The organism is Halosimplex yunnanense, from assembly GCF_054504345.1.
Genome location: NZ_JBTJEL010000036.1, coordinates 456,034 through 472,495, shown reverse-complemented (window position 1 = coordinate 472,495; position 16,462 = coordinate 456,034). Strand labels below are relative to the sequence as shown.

At 67.2% G+C, this 16,462-nt stretch carries 11 protein-coding genes; 5 read left to right on the top strand and 6 right to left on the bottom strand.

Annotated elements, in window-relative coordinates; translation table 11 throughout:
- Window positions 1–22 precede the first annotated feature (22 nt).
- Window positions 23–412, top strand: a complete 390-nt coding sequence (gene cdd, locus AB2U09_RS18430) for a cytidine deaminase (RefSeq protein ID WP_459194193.1) — start codon at window positions 23–25, stop codon at window positions 410–412.
- A complete protein-coding gene (locus AB2U09_RS18425) occupies window positions 409–1,248 on the top strand; it encodes a nucleoside phosphorylase (RefSeq protein WP_459194192.1) in 840 nt (279 codons plus the stop codon). The genes cdd and AB2U09_RS18425 overlap by 4 nt, the downstream gene beginning before the upstream one ends.
- 37 nt (window positions 1,249–1,285) lie before the next feature.
- On the opposite strand, the gene AB2U09_RS18420 is transcribed toward AB2U09_RS18425, so the two are convergent.
- The 3 genes from AB2U09_RS18420 to AB2U09_RS18410 form a co-directional block, all read right to left on the bottom strand.
- Window positions 1,286–2,662 (bottom strand): hemolysin family protein, encoded by a 1,377-nt coding sequence (locus AB2U09_RS18420; protein ID WP_459194191.1) that lies wholly within the window; start codon window positions 2,660–2,662, stop codon window positions 1,286–1,288.
- A gap of 144 nt (window positions 2,663–2,806) precedes the next feature.
- On the bottom strand, window positions 2,807–3,970 hold the full coding sequence (locus AB2U09_RS18415) for an NAD(P)/FAD-dependent oxidoreductase (protein WP_459194190.1): 1,164 nt from the start codon (window positions 3,968–3,970) through the stop codon (window positions 2,807–2,809).
- Window positions 3,971–4,140: 170 nt separating this feature from the next.
- The gene (locus AB2U09_RS18410; RefSeq protein ID WP_459194189.1) at window positions 4,141–4,674 is read right to left on the bottom strand and encodes an HTH domain-containing protein; all 534 of its coding nucleotides are present in this window, start codon (window positions 4,672–4,674) and stop codon (window positions 4,141–4,143) included.
- Between the two features lie 168 nt (window positions 4,675–4,842).
- On the opposite strand from AB2U09_RS18410, the gene AB2U09_RS18405 reads away from it, so the two are divergent.
- Window positions 4,843–5,763, top strand: coding sequence for an NAD-dependent epimerase/dehydratase family protein (locus tag AB2U09_RS18405; RefSeq protein WP_459194188.1), 921 nt, complete (start codon window positions 4,843–4,845; stop codon window positions 5,761–5,763).
- Window positions 5,764–5,890: 127 nt separating this feature from the next.
- Window positions 5,891–6,805, top strand: a complete 915-nt coding sequence (gene rocF, locus AB2U09_RS18400; protein WP_459194187.1) for an arginase — start codon at window positions 5,891–5,893, stop codon at window positions 6,803–6,805.
- A 54-nt stretch (window positions 6,806–6,859) separates the two neighbouring features.
- Here rocF and AB2U09_RS18395 read toward each other — a convergent pair whose 3' ends face one another.
- The 3 genes from AB2U09_RS18395 to gyrB all read right to left on the bottom strand — a co-directional run bounded on the left by AB2U09_RS18395 (window position 6,860) and on the right by gyrB (window position 13,772).
- A complete protein-coding gene (locus AB2U09_RS18395; protein ID WP_459194186.1) occupies window positions 6,860–9,037 on the bottom strand; it encodes a DUF7282 domain-containing protein in 2,178 nt (725 codons plus the stop codon).
- A 177-nt stretch (window positions 9,038–9,214) separates the two neighbouring features.
- Entirely contained in the window at window positions 9,215–11,767 is a 2,553-nt protein-coding gene (gene gyrA, locus AB2U09_RS18390) for a DNA gyrase subunit A (RefSeq protein WP_459194185.1), read from the bottom strand.
- An 85-nt stretch (window positions 11,768–11,852) separates the two neighbouring features.
- Window positions 11,853–13,772, bottom strand: a complete 1,920-nt coding sequence (gene gyrB, locus AB2U09_RS18385; RefSeq protein ID WP_459194184.1) for a DNA topoisomerase (ATP-hydrolyzing) subunit B — start codon at window positions 13,770–13,772, stop codon at window positions 11,853–11,855.
- A 265-nt stretch (window positions 13,773–14,037) separates the two neighbouring features.
- Here gyrB and AB2U09_RS18380 point away from each other — a divergent pair, with 265 nt between their 5' ends.
- Window positions 14,038–16,461, top strand: a complete 2,424-nt coding sequence (locus tag AB2U09_RS18380) for a DNA topoisomerase VI subunit B (RefSeq protein ID WP_459194183.1) — start codon at window positions 14,038–14,040, stop codon at window positions 16,459–16,461.
- Window position 16,462: the final 1 nt, after the last annotated feature.

The window sequence follows — 16,462 nt, the reverse complement described above, 5'->3', positions numbered from 1 at the left end:
CCGACCGGCCGTCTCCTCGGGCATGAGCGAGTTACTCGACGCGGCCCGCGAGGCCGTCGACGACGCCTTCGCGCCGTATTCGGACTACGCCGTCGGCGCGGCGCTCCGGACGGCCGACGGGAGCGTCTACACCGGCTGTAACATCGAGATCGCGAACTACAGCAACAGCCTCCACGCCGAGGAGGTCGCGCTGGGCTCGGCGGTCCGCGACGGCCACCGCGAGTTCGACCGCCTCGCCGTCTCCTCGGCCGCCGAGGACGGCGTGACCCCCTGCGGGATGTGCCGCCAGTCGCTCGCGGAGTTCTGCGACGAGTCGTTCGTCGTCGTCTGCGAGGGCGAGGACGGCCCCGTCGAGTACGAACTCGGCGAGTTGCTCCCCGAGACGATCACCCGGGAGATGGTCGAGGGATGAGCGGGAACGATGTCCCCGACAGCGAGGACCCCAACGAAGCGGAGCAGTACCACCTCGAAGTCGGTCCCGGCGACGTGGCCGAGAGCGTCCTCCTGCCGGGCAACCCCGAACGGGTCGAGAAGATCACCGACGGCTGGGACGACCACGAGGTCGTCGGCCAACACCGCGAGTACCGGACCGCCACCGGCACCTACGACGAGACGCCCATCTCGGTCACCTCAACGGGCATCGGCTCGCCGTCCGCGGCCATCGCCGTCGAGGAACTCGCACGGGTCGGCGTCGACACGCTCCTTCGGGTCGGTTCCTGCGGCGCGATCCGCGAGGAGGCCTCCGTCGGCGACCTGGTCATCACGACCGGCGCGGTCCGCCAGGAGGGGACCAGCAAGGAGTACGTCCGCGAGGACTACCCGGCGAGCGCGGACGACCGGGTCGTCGGCGCGCTCGTCGCCGCCGCGGAGCGACTTGACTACGACTACCACCTCGGCGTCACGGCCACCACCGACAGTTTCTACGCCGGGCAGGGCCGGCCGGGCTTCGAGGGGTTCGAGGCCGCCGGCAGCGACGACCTCGTCGAGAACCTCCGCGAGGCGGGCGTCCTCAACTTCGAGATGGAGGCCGGCGCGGTGCTGACGCTCGCGAACCTCTACGGGCTGCGCGCCGGCGCGGTCTGTACCGTCTACGCCAACCGCGTCACCGGCGAGTTCCGGACCGAAGGCGAGCGAAAAGCCGCGAAAGTCGCCAGCGAGGCCGTTTCGATCCTCGACGACATGGACGCCGCCGCCGCGGAGGCGGGTGCCGATCGCTGGTACCCGGGCCTCGGTCTCGGCTCGGAGTAACCGGTCGGCCGACGGGAAGGCGCCGTTTCCCGGCCGCTCACTCGCTCCGCTCTTCGGCTGGCTGCGAGTCGGGGTCGGCGGATTCGTCGTCCGCTTTTTCGTCGGGTTCTAGCGCTCGCGCTTCGACGGCGTCGACCCTGGCGCCGTCGACCGCCGTTACCGTGAATTGGTACCCGTCGACAGTCACCTCGTCGCCGGTCTCGGGCGCCCGACCGAGTCTGTCGAGGACGAGCCCACCGACGGTTCCGACCTCTCCCGATTCCAGCTCTGTGTCCAGCGTCTCCTCGGCCTCGGTGAGCACGACGCCGCCGTCGATGGCGAACGCGCCGTCGGCCAGCTCGTCGATCGTCGGTTCGCGCTCGGCCACGTCGAACTCGTCGCGGATGTCGCCGACGACCTGCTCGACCACGTCCTCGACCGTCGCGATGCCCTCGAAGCTCCCCCACTCGTCGATGACGGCAGCCATCTGGCGCTGTTCGGTCTGGAACTCCGAGAGGAGGTCGTCGACCGCGCCCGTCTCGGGAATCAGCGGCATCTCCCGGGCGAGGTCGCCCGCCGTCACCTCCTCGTCTATCGCTTCCTCGGCCTGCAGGAGGTCCTTCACGTCGATGAATCCCACCACCTGATCGGGATCTTCGGCGTCCAGCACCGGATAGCGCGTGTGACCGGTCTCGATCACCGTCTCTCGGAGCTCCGACAGCGTCGCGTCCGCAGTGACGCTCTCGACGTCGGGGCGCGGGACCATCACCTCTCGGACGGAGGTGTCGTCGAGTTCGAACACGCGCTCGATCATCTCGACCTCGTTCGCGTCGACGTGGCCCTTGCTACCCGAACGCGTGAGGACCGTCAGGATCTCCTCTTCGGAGAGCGTCTCCTCGGTCTCGGAAGCGGGCGGGATGCCGAGCATGCGGGTGAAGGCGTTGGCCGTCCCGTTGAGGACGACCAGTCCCGGGATGAAGACGTAGTAGAAGAACTTCATCGGCGGCGAGACGAACAGCGCGATCCGTTCGGCCTGCGCGATGGCGATCGTCTTCGGCGCCAACTCGCCGAAGACGACGTGCAGGAACGTGATAACGGCGAATCCGACCGCGACCGCGATGAGATGGATCACCTCTCCCGAGAGAAAGGGATCGAGAATCGGCTGGATGAGCGACGCGACCGCCGGTTCGCCGATCCAGCCGAGGCTCAGCGAGGCGATCGTGATCCCCAGTTGGGTCACCGCGAGGTAGTCGTCGAGGTTGTCCAGTGCGTTACGGAGCATCTTGGCGCCGCTCCGACCCTCCGCGACCATCTGGTCGACCGCGCTAGACCGGACCCGCACGTAGGCGAACTCGGAGGCGACGAAGAAGCCGTTCAACGCGACGAGAAACAGCGCGGCGAACAGCCGCCCCGCCGAGAACAGGAGGTCTACCATCTGTCCCTCCGGCAGGACAGCCGCAGGGCTCGCGTCTCGTTCATGCCCTCTCGTAAGGAGGGGGGACCGTTAACGGTGGTGGCTCCGGAGCGGGTCGATCACGGAGAAACGGTTCGGTCGGCGGCGGGATCCCGCCGTTGGCTCCTACATGTCGGACCAGGCGTCGGCGGCGTTGCCGAGGCCGGAGACGTCGGCGATCCAGCGGGCGGCGATGCCCTTCTTGAGGATCTCGGCGGCCTTGCCGCCGAACGTCGACAGCGGGAGGAACTTCACGTCGTGGGCGACGGCCTTCTCGCCGACGGAGACGACGGTCCCTTTGTCGTCGTAGGTCCACTGGGTGAGCGGCTGGCCCTTGACGCGGCGCGCGAGGTTCTCGCCGGCGACCTCCGCGGCCTGCCAGGCGGCCTGGGCGGTCGGCGGCGCGGGGTCGTCGCCGGGTTGGTCGACGATGGCGGCGTCGCCGATGGCGAACACGCGGTCGTCGTTCGTCTCGAAGGTCATCTCGGAGAAGATGCGGTTGCTCCGCTCGTCCTTGTCGACGTCGGCGTCGGCGACGGCCTCGCGGCCGGTGATGCCGCCGGTCCAGATCAGCACGTCGTAGTCCATCTCGGTGTCGTCGCCGATGTAGACCGTCTCCTCGTCGACCTCGCCGATGAACTCGCCGGTGTGGATGTTCACGTCGGCCGCTTCGAGGCGCTTGCGGAGCGCGCCCTGCAGTTCGGGGTCGCTGTTGGGCAGGATGCGGTCGAGGCCCTCGACGAGTTCGATCTCGACGTTTGCGCCGTAGTCGTCACGGTACTCGGCGATCTCGCCGGCGGTCTGGATGCCCGAGAGGCCGGCGCCGCCGACGACGATAGTGGCGGGGTCGTCGTGCGTTGCGGCGGCCGCGGCCCCGGAGACGGCGTCGTGGATCCCCAGCGCGTCGTCGAGGCTCTTGAGGGTGTGGGCGTGCTCTTCGAGGCCCTCGATACCGAAGAAGGCCGTGCGCGAGCCGATCCCCACGAGGAGGTAATCGTACTCGACGTCCTCGGCGTCTTCGAGTTCGACGATGCGCTCGTCGGTGTCGACGCCCTCCACGCTCGCCTGCAGGAACGTCGTCGAGGGGTCTTTGATCTCGCCGACGGGGATGGTGATCTTCTCGCGGACGCTGGGATCGCGGATGCAGCGGTGGGACTCGTGCAGCACGAGGTGATAATCCACGTCCGAGATCCAGGTGACGTTGGCCCGCCCGTCGAGGTGGGACTCGAGGCTCTTGACAGCACCCGCGCCCGCGTAACCGGACCCGAGCACGACGACGTTGTCGCTCATACCGCCGTCTCCGGCGGCGGGTGATACAAAGCCTTTGAATCCGGCACGGAAATCTACCGATCGCGGGCGTGTATGTCATGAACAAACAGGATCGACGGGCGAGAACTGACCGCTGAGAGAAGATGTTCGGGAATCGAAGGGGGCCGCGAGGGCGATGTCGACGCCCCGCGTCAGTGAGTGGGTTCGCCTGCCGGCGCGCGCATGTCGTCGATGGTGAGGATGAGTTTGTTGTTCGTGTCGTCTTTCCCTTCGAGCGAGCCGATGATCTGGAGCTTCGAGAGGGGCGTCGGACCCACGGTGATGGTGTCGCCCTCGTGGAAGTCGGCGATCGAACCCTGAAGCTTGATCTCCGCGCGGCACAGTTCGGGGTGATGGACGCTGGTGAGGTCGATCTCCTCGACGTTCGCGTCGGGGATGTCCTCGCCGTTGTGGGCCAGCGGCACGTCGGCGGCCTTGTCCATGTCCTGGATCTGAAGGGCGTCGTAGGCGGTGGCGGTCGGCTTGTATCCGCCCTTCGGGCCGGGGACGCCTTCGACCAGCTGGAGGGCTTTCAGACTCTGCATCTGGTTGCGGATCGTCCCGGGGTTACGGTCCACCTTCTCGGCGATGTCCTCCCCCTTCACGGCGCTCTCCGACTCCCGATAGAGATTGACGAGCTCCTGCAGGATGTTTTTCTGACTGGGCGTCAACTCGATTGATGACATAGAGAGTATTTGGTCATTGATTTTATTAAAGCCGGCGGTGGACGGCCGTGACGACGCCAAATTTCGCCGCGTTTCGAGCGGACTCGTCGCCGGACGGCGCGGGGAAATCGGTCCGAAACGTCCGGTAAACGGCGGCTATTTAATACCGGTCCGCCACCAGGGGCGCGTATGCAAGGCAACCGCGTTCTGGTGACAGGCGGCGCCGGGTTCATCGGTTCGAACCTCGCGAACTCCCTCGCCGAGGACAACGAGGTCCTCGCGCTCGACGACTGTTATCTGGGCACGCCCGACAACCTCGACGACGCCGTCGAGTTCGTCCAGGGATCGGTGCTGGACGAGGACCTCCCGACGGACGTGGACGTCGTCTTCCACCTCGCGGCGCTGTCCTCCTATGCGATGCACGAGGAAGACCCGACCCGCGGCGCGCGCGTCAACGTCGAGGGGTTCGTCAACACGGTCGATCAGGCCCGGCAGGACGGCTGTGACACCGTGGTCTACGCGTCGACCTCGTCCATCTACGGCGACCGGACCGAACCCTCGCCGGAGGACATGGACGTGACGGTAAACACCGGCTACGAGGCGTCGAAGCTCGCCCGCGAGCGCTATGCGGAGTACTTCGCCAACCACTACGACATGTCGATGGCGGGCATGCGTTTTTTCTCCGTCTACCAGGGCATGGAAGACGGCGCGGAGGAACACAAGGGCGAGTACGCCAACCTCATCGCCCAGTTCGCCGACGACATCGCCAACGGCCGCAACCCCGAAATCTGGGGCGACGGCACCCAAACCCGCGATTTCACCCACGTCGACGACATCGTCCGCGGCCTCGAACTCGCCGCCGACCACGAACTGACCGGCGTCTACAACCTCGGCACGGGCGAGCAGTACAGCTTCGACCACCTCGTCGACCGCCTCAACGAGGAACTCGGCACTGACGTCGAAGCAGTCTACGAGGACAACCCCATCCCCGAGGAAGTCTACGTCCACGACACGATGGCCGACGCCACGAAGATGCGGGAAGCCACCGGCTGGGAACCGCGGATCTCCTTCGACGAGGGCGTCGAACGCGTCTGCCGACAGTACGAGTAACGACCGATTATCGGCCCAGCGACGTCACCACGCCCGGATTCTACTCGGGTTATGCGATCGCTGACCAGTTTCTCGCCAGTCGGCTGCGCTCCGAGACCGTTTTGCCCGTCGGCTTCGAACCCCGGATATGAACCGACCAGTCCGTGTATTCGGTGTCCCCATGGACCTCGGCGCCGACAGACGCGGCGTCGACATGGGACCGTCGGCGATCCGCTACGCCGGGCTCGCCGACGAGTTCGCGTCGCTCGGGATCGGCTACGACGACGGGGGAGACGTCTCGGTCCCCAGCCCCTCGCAGACCGACCCCGAGTCAAGCACCCCGCTGGAGGGACGAGCGAAGTACCTCGGCGCGACAGAGCAAGTCTGCCGACGCCTCGCCGACGACGTCGCAGGGGCCGTCGACGACGGACGCGTCCCGCTCGTTCTCGGCGGTGACCACTCCATCGCCATCGGTACAGTGGCGGGCGCCGCGCGCGATCGCGACCTCGGTATCGTCTGGTTCGACGCGCACGCTGACTTCAACACGCCGTCGACGACGCCCAGCGGGAACGTTCACGGGATGTCGATCGCGGCGATCCTCGGCCGCGGTTCGTTCGCCGGCAGCGACTGGGCCGAGTCGCCCACCGTCGACCCGGAGAACGTCGCCATCGTCGGGCTCCGCAGCGTGGACGACGAGGAGGGCGCCGCCCTGCGCAACAGCGACGTGACGGCGTTCACGATGACGGACGTCGACCAGCGCGGCCTCCCGGCGGTCACCCGCGAGGCGATCGAGGTCGCGACCGACGGCACCGACGGCGTCCACGTCAGCCTCGACATGGACTTCCTCGACCCCACCGAGGCGCCCGGCGTCGGGACGCCGGTCCGCGGCGGCGCCTCCTATCGCGAGGGCCACACGGCGATGGAGATCGTCTCACGAAAGCTGGGCGGCGACCTCGCGTCGCTCGAGATCGTCGAGGTCAACCCGATCCTCGACGACCACAATCGGACTGCGGAACTGGCCGTCGAACTCGCGGCGAGCTGCCTCGGAAAACGGATTCTCTGAATCGGATTCACTTCGCACGACGGCTGCGACGAGGAAAAGTTGCTAGACAGCCGATCAGGACCGACGGACGAGCGCCGCGAGAGCAAGCACGAACGCGGCGGCCAGCACCGCTACCGGCCCGAATCCGGAACCCAGTCCGTCAGTCGACTCAGCGGTGTCGCCACCAGCGGTCGTCGCGTTCGGCGCGGCGGTGCCGTTCACCGCGGTCGTCCCGACGTCGGTCCCGTTTGCCGTAGCGGTCCCCGGTTCGTCGGGCGTCGCGGTCGGCGTCGCTTCACCGCGCAGCGTCGGCGGCGGCAGTTCGGTCGTCCCGACGGGACGGGGCGTCTCCGTGGGTGCCGGCGTGTCGGTCGGGGTCACCGTCGGCGTATCGGTCGGCGTCGCCGTCGGGACCGGCGTCCCGTCGATGTTGTCGGCCGATCGGAGATCGACGGTCAGGAACTGCGGGTCCCGCGGCGGTTCGGACCCATCGCCCGAGAGGAGGACGCGACCGGCGGTGTGGACCGACCGACCGTCGATCCGGTAGGGACTGTCGTCGGCCGGGTAGTCGAAGCGCCCGTCGCCGTCCTCGTCGCGGTGGACGGCGAGGACGACGATCTGGCTGTCCGTCACCGCGCGATCGAGGGAGACGTTCGTTCGGTGGACGCCGGGTTCGAGATAGGTCGAGCGACCGATCAGGTTCTCGTGAGTGACCTGCTCGTCCGGCGGAACGGCGTAGGCCGCGACGAACCCGCCCTCTTCGAGCGCCGCGCTGACGCCCTCGACGACGGTCTCCCGGTCGGCGTTCGGACTCTCGTACTCCTGGAACCACAGCGCCGTCCCGGCCGCGTCGCCCGTGGTCAGTAGCGTCTTCGTCTCCTCGACCTCTGCGGTCGAAAGGGTCAATCGCGCGTCCGCCGGCGCCTCCGAGAGGTCGACCGTCGTCGAGAACGACCCGTCGGCCTCGACCGTCGCCTGCGCCTGCGTCTCGTAGTCGTCGCCGATGGCCTCGACGTCGAGCGTGAGTTCGCTGTGCGGCGCGAGCGTGGTCTCGCCGCCGATGGACTGGCCGGCCGCGGCCTCGCGGCGGATCGGCTGGCGCGCCGGATCGTAGGTGACCTGTCGCTCGGTCACTCCGTAATCAAGCTGCTTCGTTACGTTCGATCCGGTGACGTGCGTTCCGCCGTAGAACGTATACGTCGCTTCGCCGGGCCGGACGAATCGGCGTTCGCTGTTCCCCGACCGCTCGACGCGCCGGAGGTCGGCGGTGACGTACAGCGTTTCGTTCGTCGAATCCGGGATCACCTGTACGCTCCCGTCCTCGATGCTCCCGGGCACGTCCGCTACCGGGCCACAGGGCCCTGTCCCCCGAATATCCAGGCTGAGCGTCCGCGGTGTCGCGCTCGCGTCGGCCACTGCGACGTAGTTGTCTTCGGCCGTCGCGCCGCCCTGAGCGGCCAGCAGGCCGTAGAGGCCGCTCGCGTTCAGCCGGTAGACCATCGTGTCACCGAGCGCGGCCGCGGGGCCGTCGTCGGTCGCCGTCGGCGTCGAGACGACGCCCGACTCCAGCCCTTCGGCGACGTCCTCCGACGTACTGAGGTTCTCGAATCGTTCGCCGGGCGCTCGCAGGAGCGTCAGGTCGCCTACCGACGGGTCGTCGATGGTCAGCCGCTTTGTCTCCGTCCCGGACCGCTTCTCGATAGTCACGTCGTAGGCGCCGGTCGGCATCGGCGCGCCGGTGACCGAGTCGCGGCTCTCGACGGCCACGCGGTCGTTGTCGCCGGCGGTGTAGGCCAGCCCGGCCACCGCGCTCTCGTTGCCGGCGAGGTACGTGTTGACGTACAGCGTCGCGGGCTTGCGCCCGTCGTTGTTCGCGAACGTCAGCGTCACGTTGAACTCGCCATCGACTGACTGGATCCTGACGGTCCCGGTCCGGGTCCGCCCCACACCGGTCTCGATCGCCGCGATGTCGCCGCGCGCGACGTCCATGTGCGGTGCGTCCGGGTAGCTCTCCCTGGAGTGGCTGCTCGCGGCGGCGCCCGCCGAGCCGGCGGTCGAACCCACTGTCGGACAGGCCGAGCGGTCACCGATAGCGGCCGCTGGACCGTCGCCGTCCGCTGGACCCGGCGAAGCGGTCGCGAACGCCGGGACCGTGATCGCGGCCGCGACCGCGATCGCGAGCACGAACAGGACGCCGTAGGTCGACACTCCGCGTCTCTCGAACGTCGTCGGTTTCGTCGAGTCCCCCGTCACTGCGTACGACTGCACGCGACGCTGCCAAATGTCTTGTGACGTTTCGCCGGCGAAGCCGAGTCTCGACGGTGAAATGTCGGGAAATAGAATTCGACGCGATAACCCCGTCAGCCCTTGTCTTCGGGGACTCCGACAGCCGGTTCGCGACCTGCGGTGGTCACGACAGTCGATCCGCGGTCAGGAGTCGTTCGCGTCGCCGTCCTCGACCGACTCGGGGATCACGTCGACGCTCGCGACCTGGTCGCCGTCTTCGAGGCGCATGACGACGACGCCCTTCGTGTTCCGGCCGACCTCGCTCACGTCGCCGGCGCGGATCCGCATGATCTGGCCGGCCTCGCTCATGATGAGGAGGTGGTCGTCGTCGGCGACGGCCTTGACCGTGCTGACCGGGCCGTTCCGGTCGTCGGTCTTGATGTCGATGAGGCCCTTCCCGTAGCGGGACTGCCGTCGGTACTCCGAGAGGGGCGTCCGCTTGCCGTACCCGTTGCGGGTGACCGTCAGCAGACACCGGTCGTCGTCCTCGTCGGTCGCGACCATGCCGGCGACGCGGTCGTCGCCCTGCAGGTCGATCCCGCCGACGCCGCGGGCGTTACGGCCCATCTCGCGGGCCTCGGTCTCGTCGAAGCGGATCGTCATCCCCTGCTCGGTGGCGATGAAGAGATCCTTGGTGTGGTCGGTCACCTCGACGTCGACGAGTTCGTCGCCGTCTTCGAGGTCGGCGGCGATGATCCCCGTCGAGAGGATGTTCTCGAAGTCCTCCGCGTTCGTCCGCTTGACGTAGCCGTTGCGGGTGACCATCGCGATGGACTCCTCCGGTTCGAACTCGTCGGTGTTGACGACGGCCGTGATCTCCTCGCCGTCGTCGAGGTCGATGAGGTTGATCGCGGACTTGCCGCGCGCGGTGCGGCTCATCTCCGGGATCTCGTAGGTCTTGAGCCGGTAGACCTGCCCCTGGTTGGTGAAACAGAGCAGGTAGTCGTGGGTGTTGGCCCGGAAGACCTTCGAGACCCGATCCCCTTCCTTGGGGTCGGCGCCGATGATGCCCTTGCCGCCGCGGCCCTGCGGGTCGAAGCGGTCGATGGGCATCCGCTTGATGTAGTCGTCCTCGGTGATGACGACGGCGACGTCCTCCTCGGGGATGAGGTCCTCGTTGGTGATCTCGTCGCTCTCGACGAAGTTCGTCTGGCGCTCGTCGGCGTACTCGTCTCTGATCGCCTGCAGCTCCTCCTTGATGACCGCGAGCAGTTCGGACTCGTCGTTGAGGATCGTGTTCAGCCGCTCGATCTCGTCCTGGAGGTCCTCGTACTCGCTCTCGATCTCCGCGGCCTCCATCGAGGTGAGCGACCCGAGCTGCATCCGGACGATGTGGTCGGCCTGGTCGGCCGAGAAGTCGAAGGCCGTCTGCTCGTCGAAGTGTTCGAACTCCGCGTCGAGTTCCGCGAGATCCACTTCGCCGCGGAGCGCGGCCTTGGCCTGGTCGCGGTCCTCGCTGTTGCGGATGAGGTCGACGACGGCGTCGACCTGCTCGAGGGCCTTCAGCCGACCTTCGAGGATATGCGCGCGGTCCTCGGCCTCGGCGAGTTCGTACTGCGAGCGCCGCCGGACGACCGTCTTGCGGTGGTCGAGGTACTCCTTCAGCGTCTCCTTGAGCGTGAGGACCTTCGGCTGGCCGTCGACCAAGGCGAGGTTGATGACGCCGAAGGTGGACTCGAGGTGGTGTTTGGTCAGCTGATTCTCGACGAGGTCGATGTTGGCGCCGCGCTTGAGGTCGATGACGACGCGGACGCCGTTGCGGTCGGACTCGTCGCGCAGGTCCGAGACGCCCTCGATTTTCCCCTCGTTGACGTCCTCGGCGATGCGCTCGACCATCCGCGCCTTGTTCTCCTGGAAGGGGATCTCGGTGACGACGATCCGCCCTTCCTCGCGCTCGAGTTCGTACTTCGCGCGGACGGTGACGCGGCCGCGGCCCGTCGCGTACGCGGAGTAGACCGCCTCGCGGCCGACGATGGTGCCGCCGGTGGGGAAGTCCGGCCCCTTGATCGGGCCGGCGGTGCCGTTGCCGCGGTCGTCGCGAGTGTCGACCAGGTCGTCCACGTCGCAGTCGGGATTGTCGATGAGGTGGACGACGGCGTCGACGACCTCGCCGAGGTTGTGCGGCGGGATGTTGGTGGACATCCCGACGGCGATGCCGGAGGAGCCGTTCACGAGGAGGTTCGGCACCTTCGCGGGCAACACCTCCGGTTCGGTCAGGCGGTCGTCGTAGTTGGACTGGAAGTCGACGGTGTCCTTCTCGATGTCGTCCAGCATCTCCTCGGCGATGGGCGCCATCCGGGCCTCCGTGTACCGCATGGCCGCGGCGGGGTCGCCGTCCATCGACCCGAAGTTGCCCTGCCCGTCGACCAGGGGGTAGCGCATCGCGAAGTCCTGGGCCATCCGGACGAGCGTGTCGTAGATGGCCGAGTCGCCGTGGGGGTGGTAGTCACCCATCGTCTCGCCGACGATCGACGAGGACTTGCGGTGGGAGACGTTGCTCGTGATCCCCATCTCGTGCATCGCGTAGAGGATGCGCCGGTGGACGGGCTTGAGCCCGTCGCGCACGTCGGGGAGGGCGCGGCCGGCGATGACGCTCATCGCGTAGTCGATGTAGCTCTGCTCCATCTCGTTCTCGACGCGGACGCGGTCGACTTCCGCGGCCGGCGTCGGGTCGGAATCGGGTACGTCTGAACTCATTGTGTCACCTGTGTGGTTTTCGCGGTGGTGATCGCGGCGTCAGTCCGCTGGGGCCCGCTGCCCCGGTCGTCCGTCCGGATCGACATCAGATGTCCACCCATTCGGCCTCGGGCGCGTGGTCCTTGATGAACTGCTTGCGCGGCTCGACGGCGTCGCCCATCAGCACCGAGAACATCTTGTCCGCGGCGGCGGCGTCCTCGATGGTGATCTGCTTCAAGATCCGCTGTTCGGGATCCATCGTCGTGTCCCACAGCTGCTGGGGGTTCATCTCCCCGAGGCCCTTGAACCGCTGGACCTGCGTGGGGTTGCCGTCGCACTTCTCCTCGACGATTCGGTCGCGCTCGGCGTCGCTCATCGCGTCGTAGGTGTTCCCGCGGTAGCGGACGCGGTACAGCGGCGGCTGGGCGGCGTAGACGTAGCCGGCCTCCAGCAGCGGGCGCATGTGCCGGTAGAAGAAGGTCAGCAGCAGCGTCCGGATGTGCGCGCCGTCGACGTCGGCGTCGGTCATCAGGATGATCTTCTCGTAGCGGGCGTCCTCGATGTCGAACTCGTCGCCGATGCCCGTCCCGATGGCCGTGATCATCGCCCGGATCTCGTTGTTCTCCAGGATGCGGTCGAGGCGGTGTTTCTCGACGTTGAGGATCTTCCCGCGGATGGGGAGGATCGCCTGGAACTCGGGGTTGCGGCCCTGCTTCGCGCTCCCGCCCGCCGAGTCACCCTCGGTGATGAACAGCTCGGCGTCTTCGGGGTCGCGGGTCTGACAGTCCGAGAGCTTGCCCGGCAGCGCCGTCGACTCCAGCGCGGACTTGCGCCGGGTCAGTTCCTTTGCCTTCTTTGCGGCCTTGCGGGCCTTCGCGGCCTCGACGCCCTTGCGGACGATGACCTCGGCCGTCTCGGGGTTCTCCTCGAAGAAGGTACCCAGCCCCTCGTGGACCGCCGACTCGACGATGCCCCGCACTTCGGAGTTGCCGAGCTTGGTCTTGGTCTGGCCCTCGAACTGCGGGTCGGGGTGTTTGACCGAGATGACGGCGGTGAGACCCTCGCGGATGTCCTCGCCCTTGAGGTTCCCGTCGATCTCGCCGAGCAGGCTGTTCTCCTCGGCGTAGTCGTTGACGATGCGCGTCAACGCGGTCTTGAACCCCGTCAGGTGGGTCCCCCCCTCGCGGGTGTTGATGTTGTTGGCGAAGGCGTGGATGGAGCCCTGCAGCTCGTTGGTTCCCTGCATCGCCACCTCGACGTGGATGTCCTGCTCCTCGTCCTCGAAGTAGATGACGCCCTCGTGGAGCGGCTCTTTGGTCTCGTTGAGGTACTCGACGAACTCGCGGATCCCGCCGTCGTAGCGGAACGTGTCGGCGGTGTCGTCGCGCTCGTCGGCGAGGGTGATCTCGACGCCGGAGTTGAGGAAGGCGAGTTCGCGCAGGCGCGATTCGAGCGTCGAGTAGTCGTACTCGTCGGCCTCGAAGATGCCCGTGTCTGGCCAGAAGCGGATCGTCGTGCCCGTCTCCTCGTCGTCGTCCATGTCGCGGACGCGTTCGAGACCTCCGGCCTGTGGTTGGCCCTTCTCGAAGGACTCCCGCCAGACGGCGCCGTCGCGCTTGACTTCGACCTCCAGCGACTCGGAGAGGGCGTTGACGACGGAGACGCCGACGCCGTGCAGGCCGCCGGAGACCTGGTAGGACTTGTTGTCGAACTTCCCGCCGGCGTGGAGGATCGTCATCACGACCTCGACCGCGGGTTTGTCGTACTTTTCGTGGGTGTCGACCGGGATGCCCCGGCCGTCGTCGGAGACGGAGACGGATCCGTCGTCGTGGATCGTCACCGAGATACTGTCGCAGTATCCCGCCAGCGCCTCGTCGATCGAGTTGTCCACGACCTCGTAGACGAGGTGGTGGAGCCCCCTGTCGTCCGTAGACCCGATGTACATCGCCGGGCGTTTGCGCACGGCCTCCAGCCCTTCCAGGGCCTGGATCTGCTGTGCGCCGTACTCATCAGACTCCCGTGACATATAATCTGTGTACCGGTAGTAGACCACCGTCCTTAAAGCTCTCGCACGCGCGCGAGCGCGAGACTGGCGGTGGAGACGCCGTCTCCACGGCGAGATCACCCGGTTTCGTCTACCGCCCCTCGTCAAACGGTGATATTCGGCCCGATCGCAGGAGGCCGCTCGATCGGTCGGGACCGCCGACGAGGTAGGTTCCCGGTGGGGCGGTTTCACTTTCACTCTGCCGGCGAACGCCTTTTAAGCCGTCCGGCAGTAGGGGGTCGCACGGATGACATCGTATCAGTCGCAACTCGGCGAGGGAGAGGGGATCGCCGAGGAGCTGGCAGAGAGCCAGCGGTCGATCTCCATCGCCGAGTTCTTCGAGAAGAACAAGCACATGCTCGGGTTCGACAGCGGAGCCCGGGGACTCGTGACCGCCGTGAAAGAGGCGGTCGACAACGCCTTGGACGCCTGCGAGGAGGCCGGCATCGCCCCCGACATCTACGTCGAGATCCAGGAAGCCGGCGACTACTACCGCCTCATCGTCGAGGACAACGGGCCCGGCATCACCAAAGAGCAGATCCCCAAGGTCTTCGGGAAGCTGCTCTACGGGTCGCGGTTCCACGCTCGCGAGCAGTCGCGCGGTCAGCAGGGTATCGGTATCTCCGCCGCAGTGCTGTACTCGCAGCTCACCTCCGGCAAGCCCGCGAAGATCACCTCCCGCACGAAGGGCAACGTGGACGCCGAGTACTTCGAGCTCATCATCGACACGGACACCAACGAGCCCGAGATCGACGTCGAGGAGACGACCACCTGGGAGCGACCCCACGGGACGCGCATCGAACTGGAGATGGAAGCGAACATGCGCGCCCGCAACCAGCTCCACGACTACATCAAACACACCGCGGTCGTCAACCCCCACGCACGCATCGAACTCCGGGAACCCAGCGAGCACCTGAAATACGAGCGGGTGACCGACAAGCTCCCCGAGGAGACCGAGGAGATCCGCCCCCACCCCCACGGGGTCGAACTCGGGACCCTCATCAAGATGCTCGACGCCACCGAATCCTACTCGGTGTCGGGATTCCTCCAGAGCGAGTTCACCCGCGTCGGCGGCAAGACCGCCGACTCGGTCATCGACAACTTCCGCGACCGCCACTACGGCCGCGAGATGGCCTGGCGACCGCCCGAGACCCACGAGGACGCGGACGTGGCCCGCGCGCTCGACGCCGCCGTCGCCAACAAGGGCGCCGACGCCACCGCCGAGTTCGCCGACCGCGTCTCGGACGCGCTGGACGGCTACGAGCGCGTCTCCCACCACGAGCTCTGCGACCTCGTCGACGACGTGGCCGACGACATCGAGGAGAAACACGACGTGACCTTCGGGTCGACCGTCCGCGAGAACGCCTGCGAAGCCGGCTGGGAGGCCGTCGTCGGTCTCGACGCCGACGGCGACCAGGAGTACGAGCACCTCCGCTCGGATCTGTACGGACTCATCGACTCGGTGACGACCACCCAGAAGGACGACGCGACGATCCAAGGGATCGCCGACCGGCTCGCACCGAAGTTCGGCGACGCCGAGGACGTACGCCACCGCTTCACCCACGACGAGATCCGCGAGTTCGTCCGTCGCGCCGCCGAGGCCACCGAGGAGTACGACGACGCGACCTTCGGCGAGACGGCCCGCGAGAACGTCGTCGAGGCTATCTGGGAGGCGGCCGAGCGCGTGCCCGACGACGCGCCGAACGTCAACGAAATCGCCGACGACCGCGACACCTCCAGCGAACTGCTGGAAGCGATGCGCGAGACGGACATCATCGCGCCGCCGACGGACTGTCTCTCCCCGATCGAGTCCGATCTCATCGAGGAGGGGCTGCGCAAGGAGTACGACGCCGACTTCTACGCGGCGTCGACCCGCGACGCCTCGGTCCACGGCGGCGACCCGTTCATCGTCGAGGCCGGCCTGGCCTACGGCGGCGACGTCGAGGCCGAGGGCAAGGCCGAGGTGATGCGCTTCGCCAACCGCGTCCCGCTGGTCTATCAGCGGGGCGCCTGTGCAACGACCGACGTGGTGAAGTCGATCAACTGGCGCAACTACAACCTCGACCAGCCCGGCGGCTCGGGCATCCCGAACGGCCCGGTCGTCGTCATGGTCCACATCGCGTCGACGAACGTGCCGTTCACCAGCGAGTCGAAGGACGCCGTCGCGAACGTCCCCGAACTCGAATCCGAGATCGAACTCGCCATCCGCGAGGCGGCCCGCGAGCTGAAGTCGTTCCTGAAGAAACGCCGCTCGATGCAACAGCGCCGCGAGAAGCAGGACAAGCTGGCGACGATCCTGCCCGAGATGGCCGAGAAGCTCACGCAGGTCACCGGCAGCGACGAACTCGACATCGACGACACGCTCGCGCGGATCATGAACAACGTCCTCGTCGAGCGGTCGGTCGACGACGAGACGGTCTCGCTGACCATCGAGAACAACTCCGACCGCAGCGCGGACGTGGAGATAACCGACATCGTCGCCGGGAGCGAGCCCGCGCTCGCCGACGGCGACGCGACCGTCGTCGAGATGGACGGCGAGTGGTTCGTCAAGTGGTCGACCACCGTCTCGGCCGGCGACGAGGCCACGCTGGAGTACGAGATCGACGGCGACGCGGAGTTCGACGTCACCGTCGACGGCCTCGAAGACGAGAAACTGACTATCGACGCATAAC

What these genes read in the sequence shown, in the direction of transcription:
- cdd (WP_459194193.1), top strand. Translation starts at nt 23, where the DNA reads ATGAGCGAGTTACTCGACGCGGCCCGCGAGGCCGTCGACGACGCCTTC.
- AB2U09_RS18425 (WP_459194192.1), top strand. Translation starts at nt 409, where the DNA reads ATGAGCGGGAACGATGTCCCCGACAGCGAGGACCCCAACGAAGCGGAG.
- AB2U09_RS18420 (WP_459194191.1), bottom strand. Translation starts at nt 2,662, where the DNA reads ATGGTAGACCTCCTGTTCTCGGCGGGGCGGCTGTTCGCCGCGCTGTTT.
- AB2U09_RS18415 (WP_459194190.1), bottom strand. Translation starts at nt 3,970, where the DNA reads ATGAGCGACAACGTCGTCGTGCTCGGGTCCGGTTACGCGGGCGCGGGT.
- AB2U09_RS18410 (WP_459194189.1), bottom strand. Translation starts at nt 4,674, where the DNA reads ATGTCATCAATCGAGTTGACGCCCAGTCAGAAAAACATCCTGCAGGAG.
- AB2U09_RS18405 (WP_459194188.1), top strand. Translation starts at nt 4,843, where the DNA reads ATGCAAGGCAACCGCGTTCTGGTGACAGGCGGCGCCGGGTTCATCGGT.
- rocF (WP_459194187.1), top strand. Translation starts at nt 5,891, where the DNA reads ATGAACCGACCAGTCCGTGTATTCGGTGTCCCCATGGACCTCGGCGCC.
- gyrA (WP_459194185.1), bottom strand. Translation starts at nt 11,767, where the DNA reads ATGAGTTCAGACGTACCCGATTCCGACCCGACGCCGGCCGCGGAAGTC.
- gyrB (WP_459194184.1), bottom strand. Translation starts at nt 13,772, where the DNA reads ATGTCACGGGAGTCTGATGAGTACGGCGCACAGCAGATCCAGGCCCTG.
- AB2U09_RS18380 (WP_459194183.1), top strand. Translation starts at nt 14,038, where the DNA reads ATGACATCGTATCAGTCGCAACTCGGCGAGGGAGAGGGGATCGCCGAG.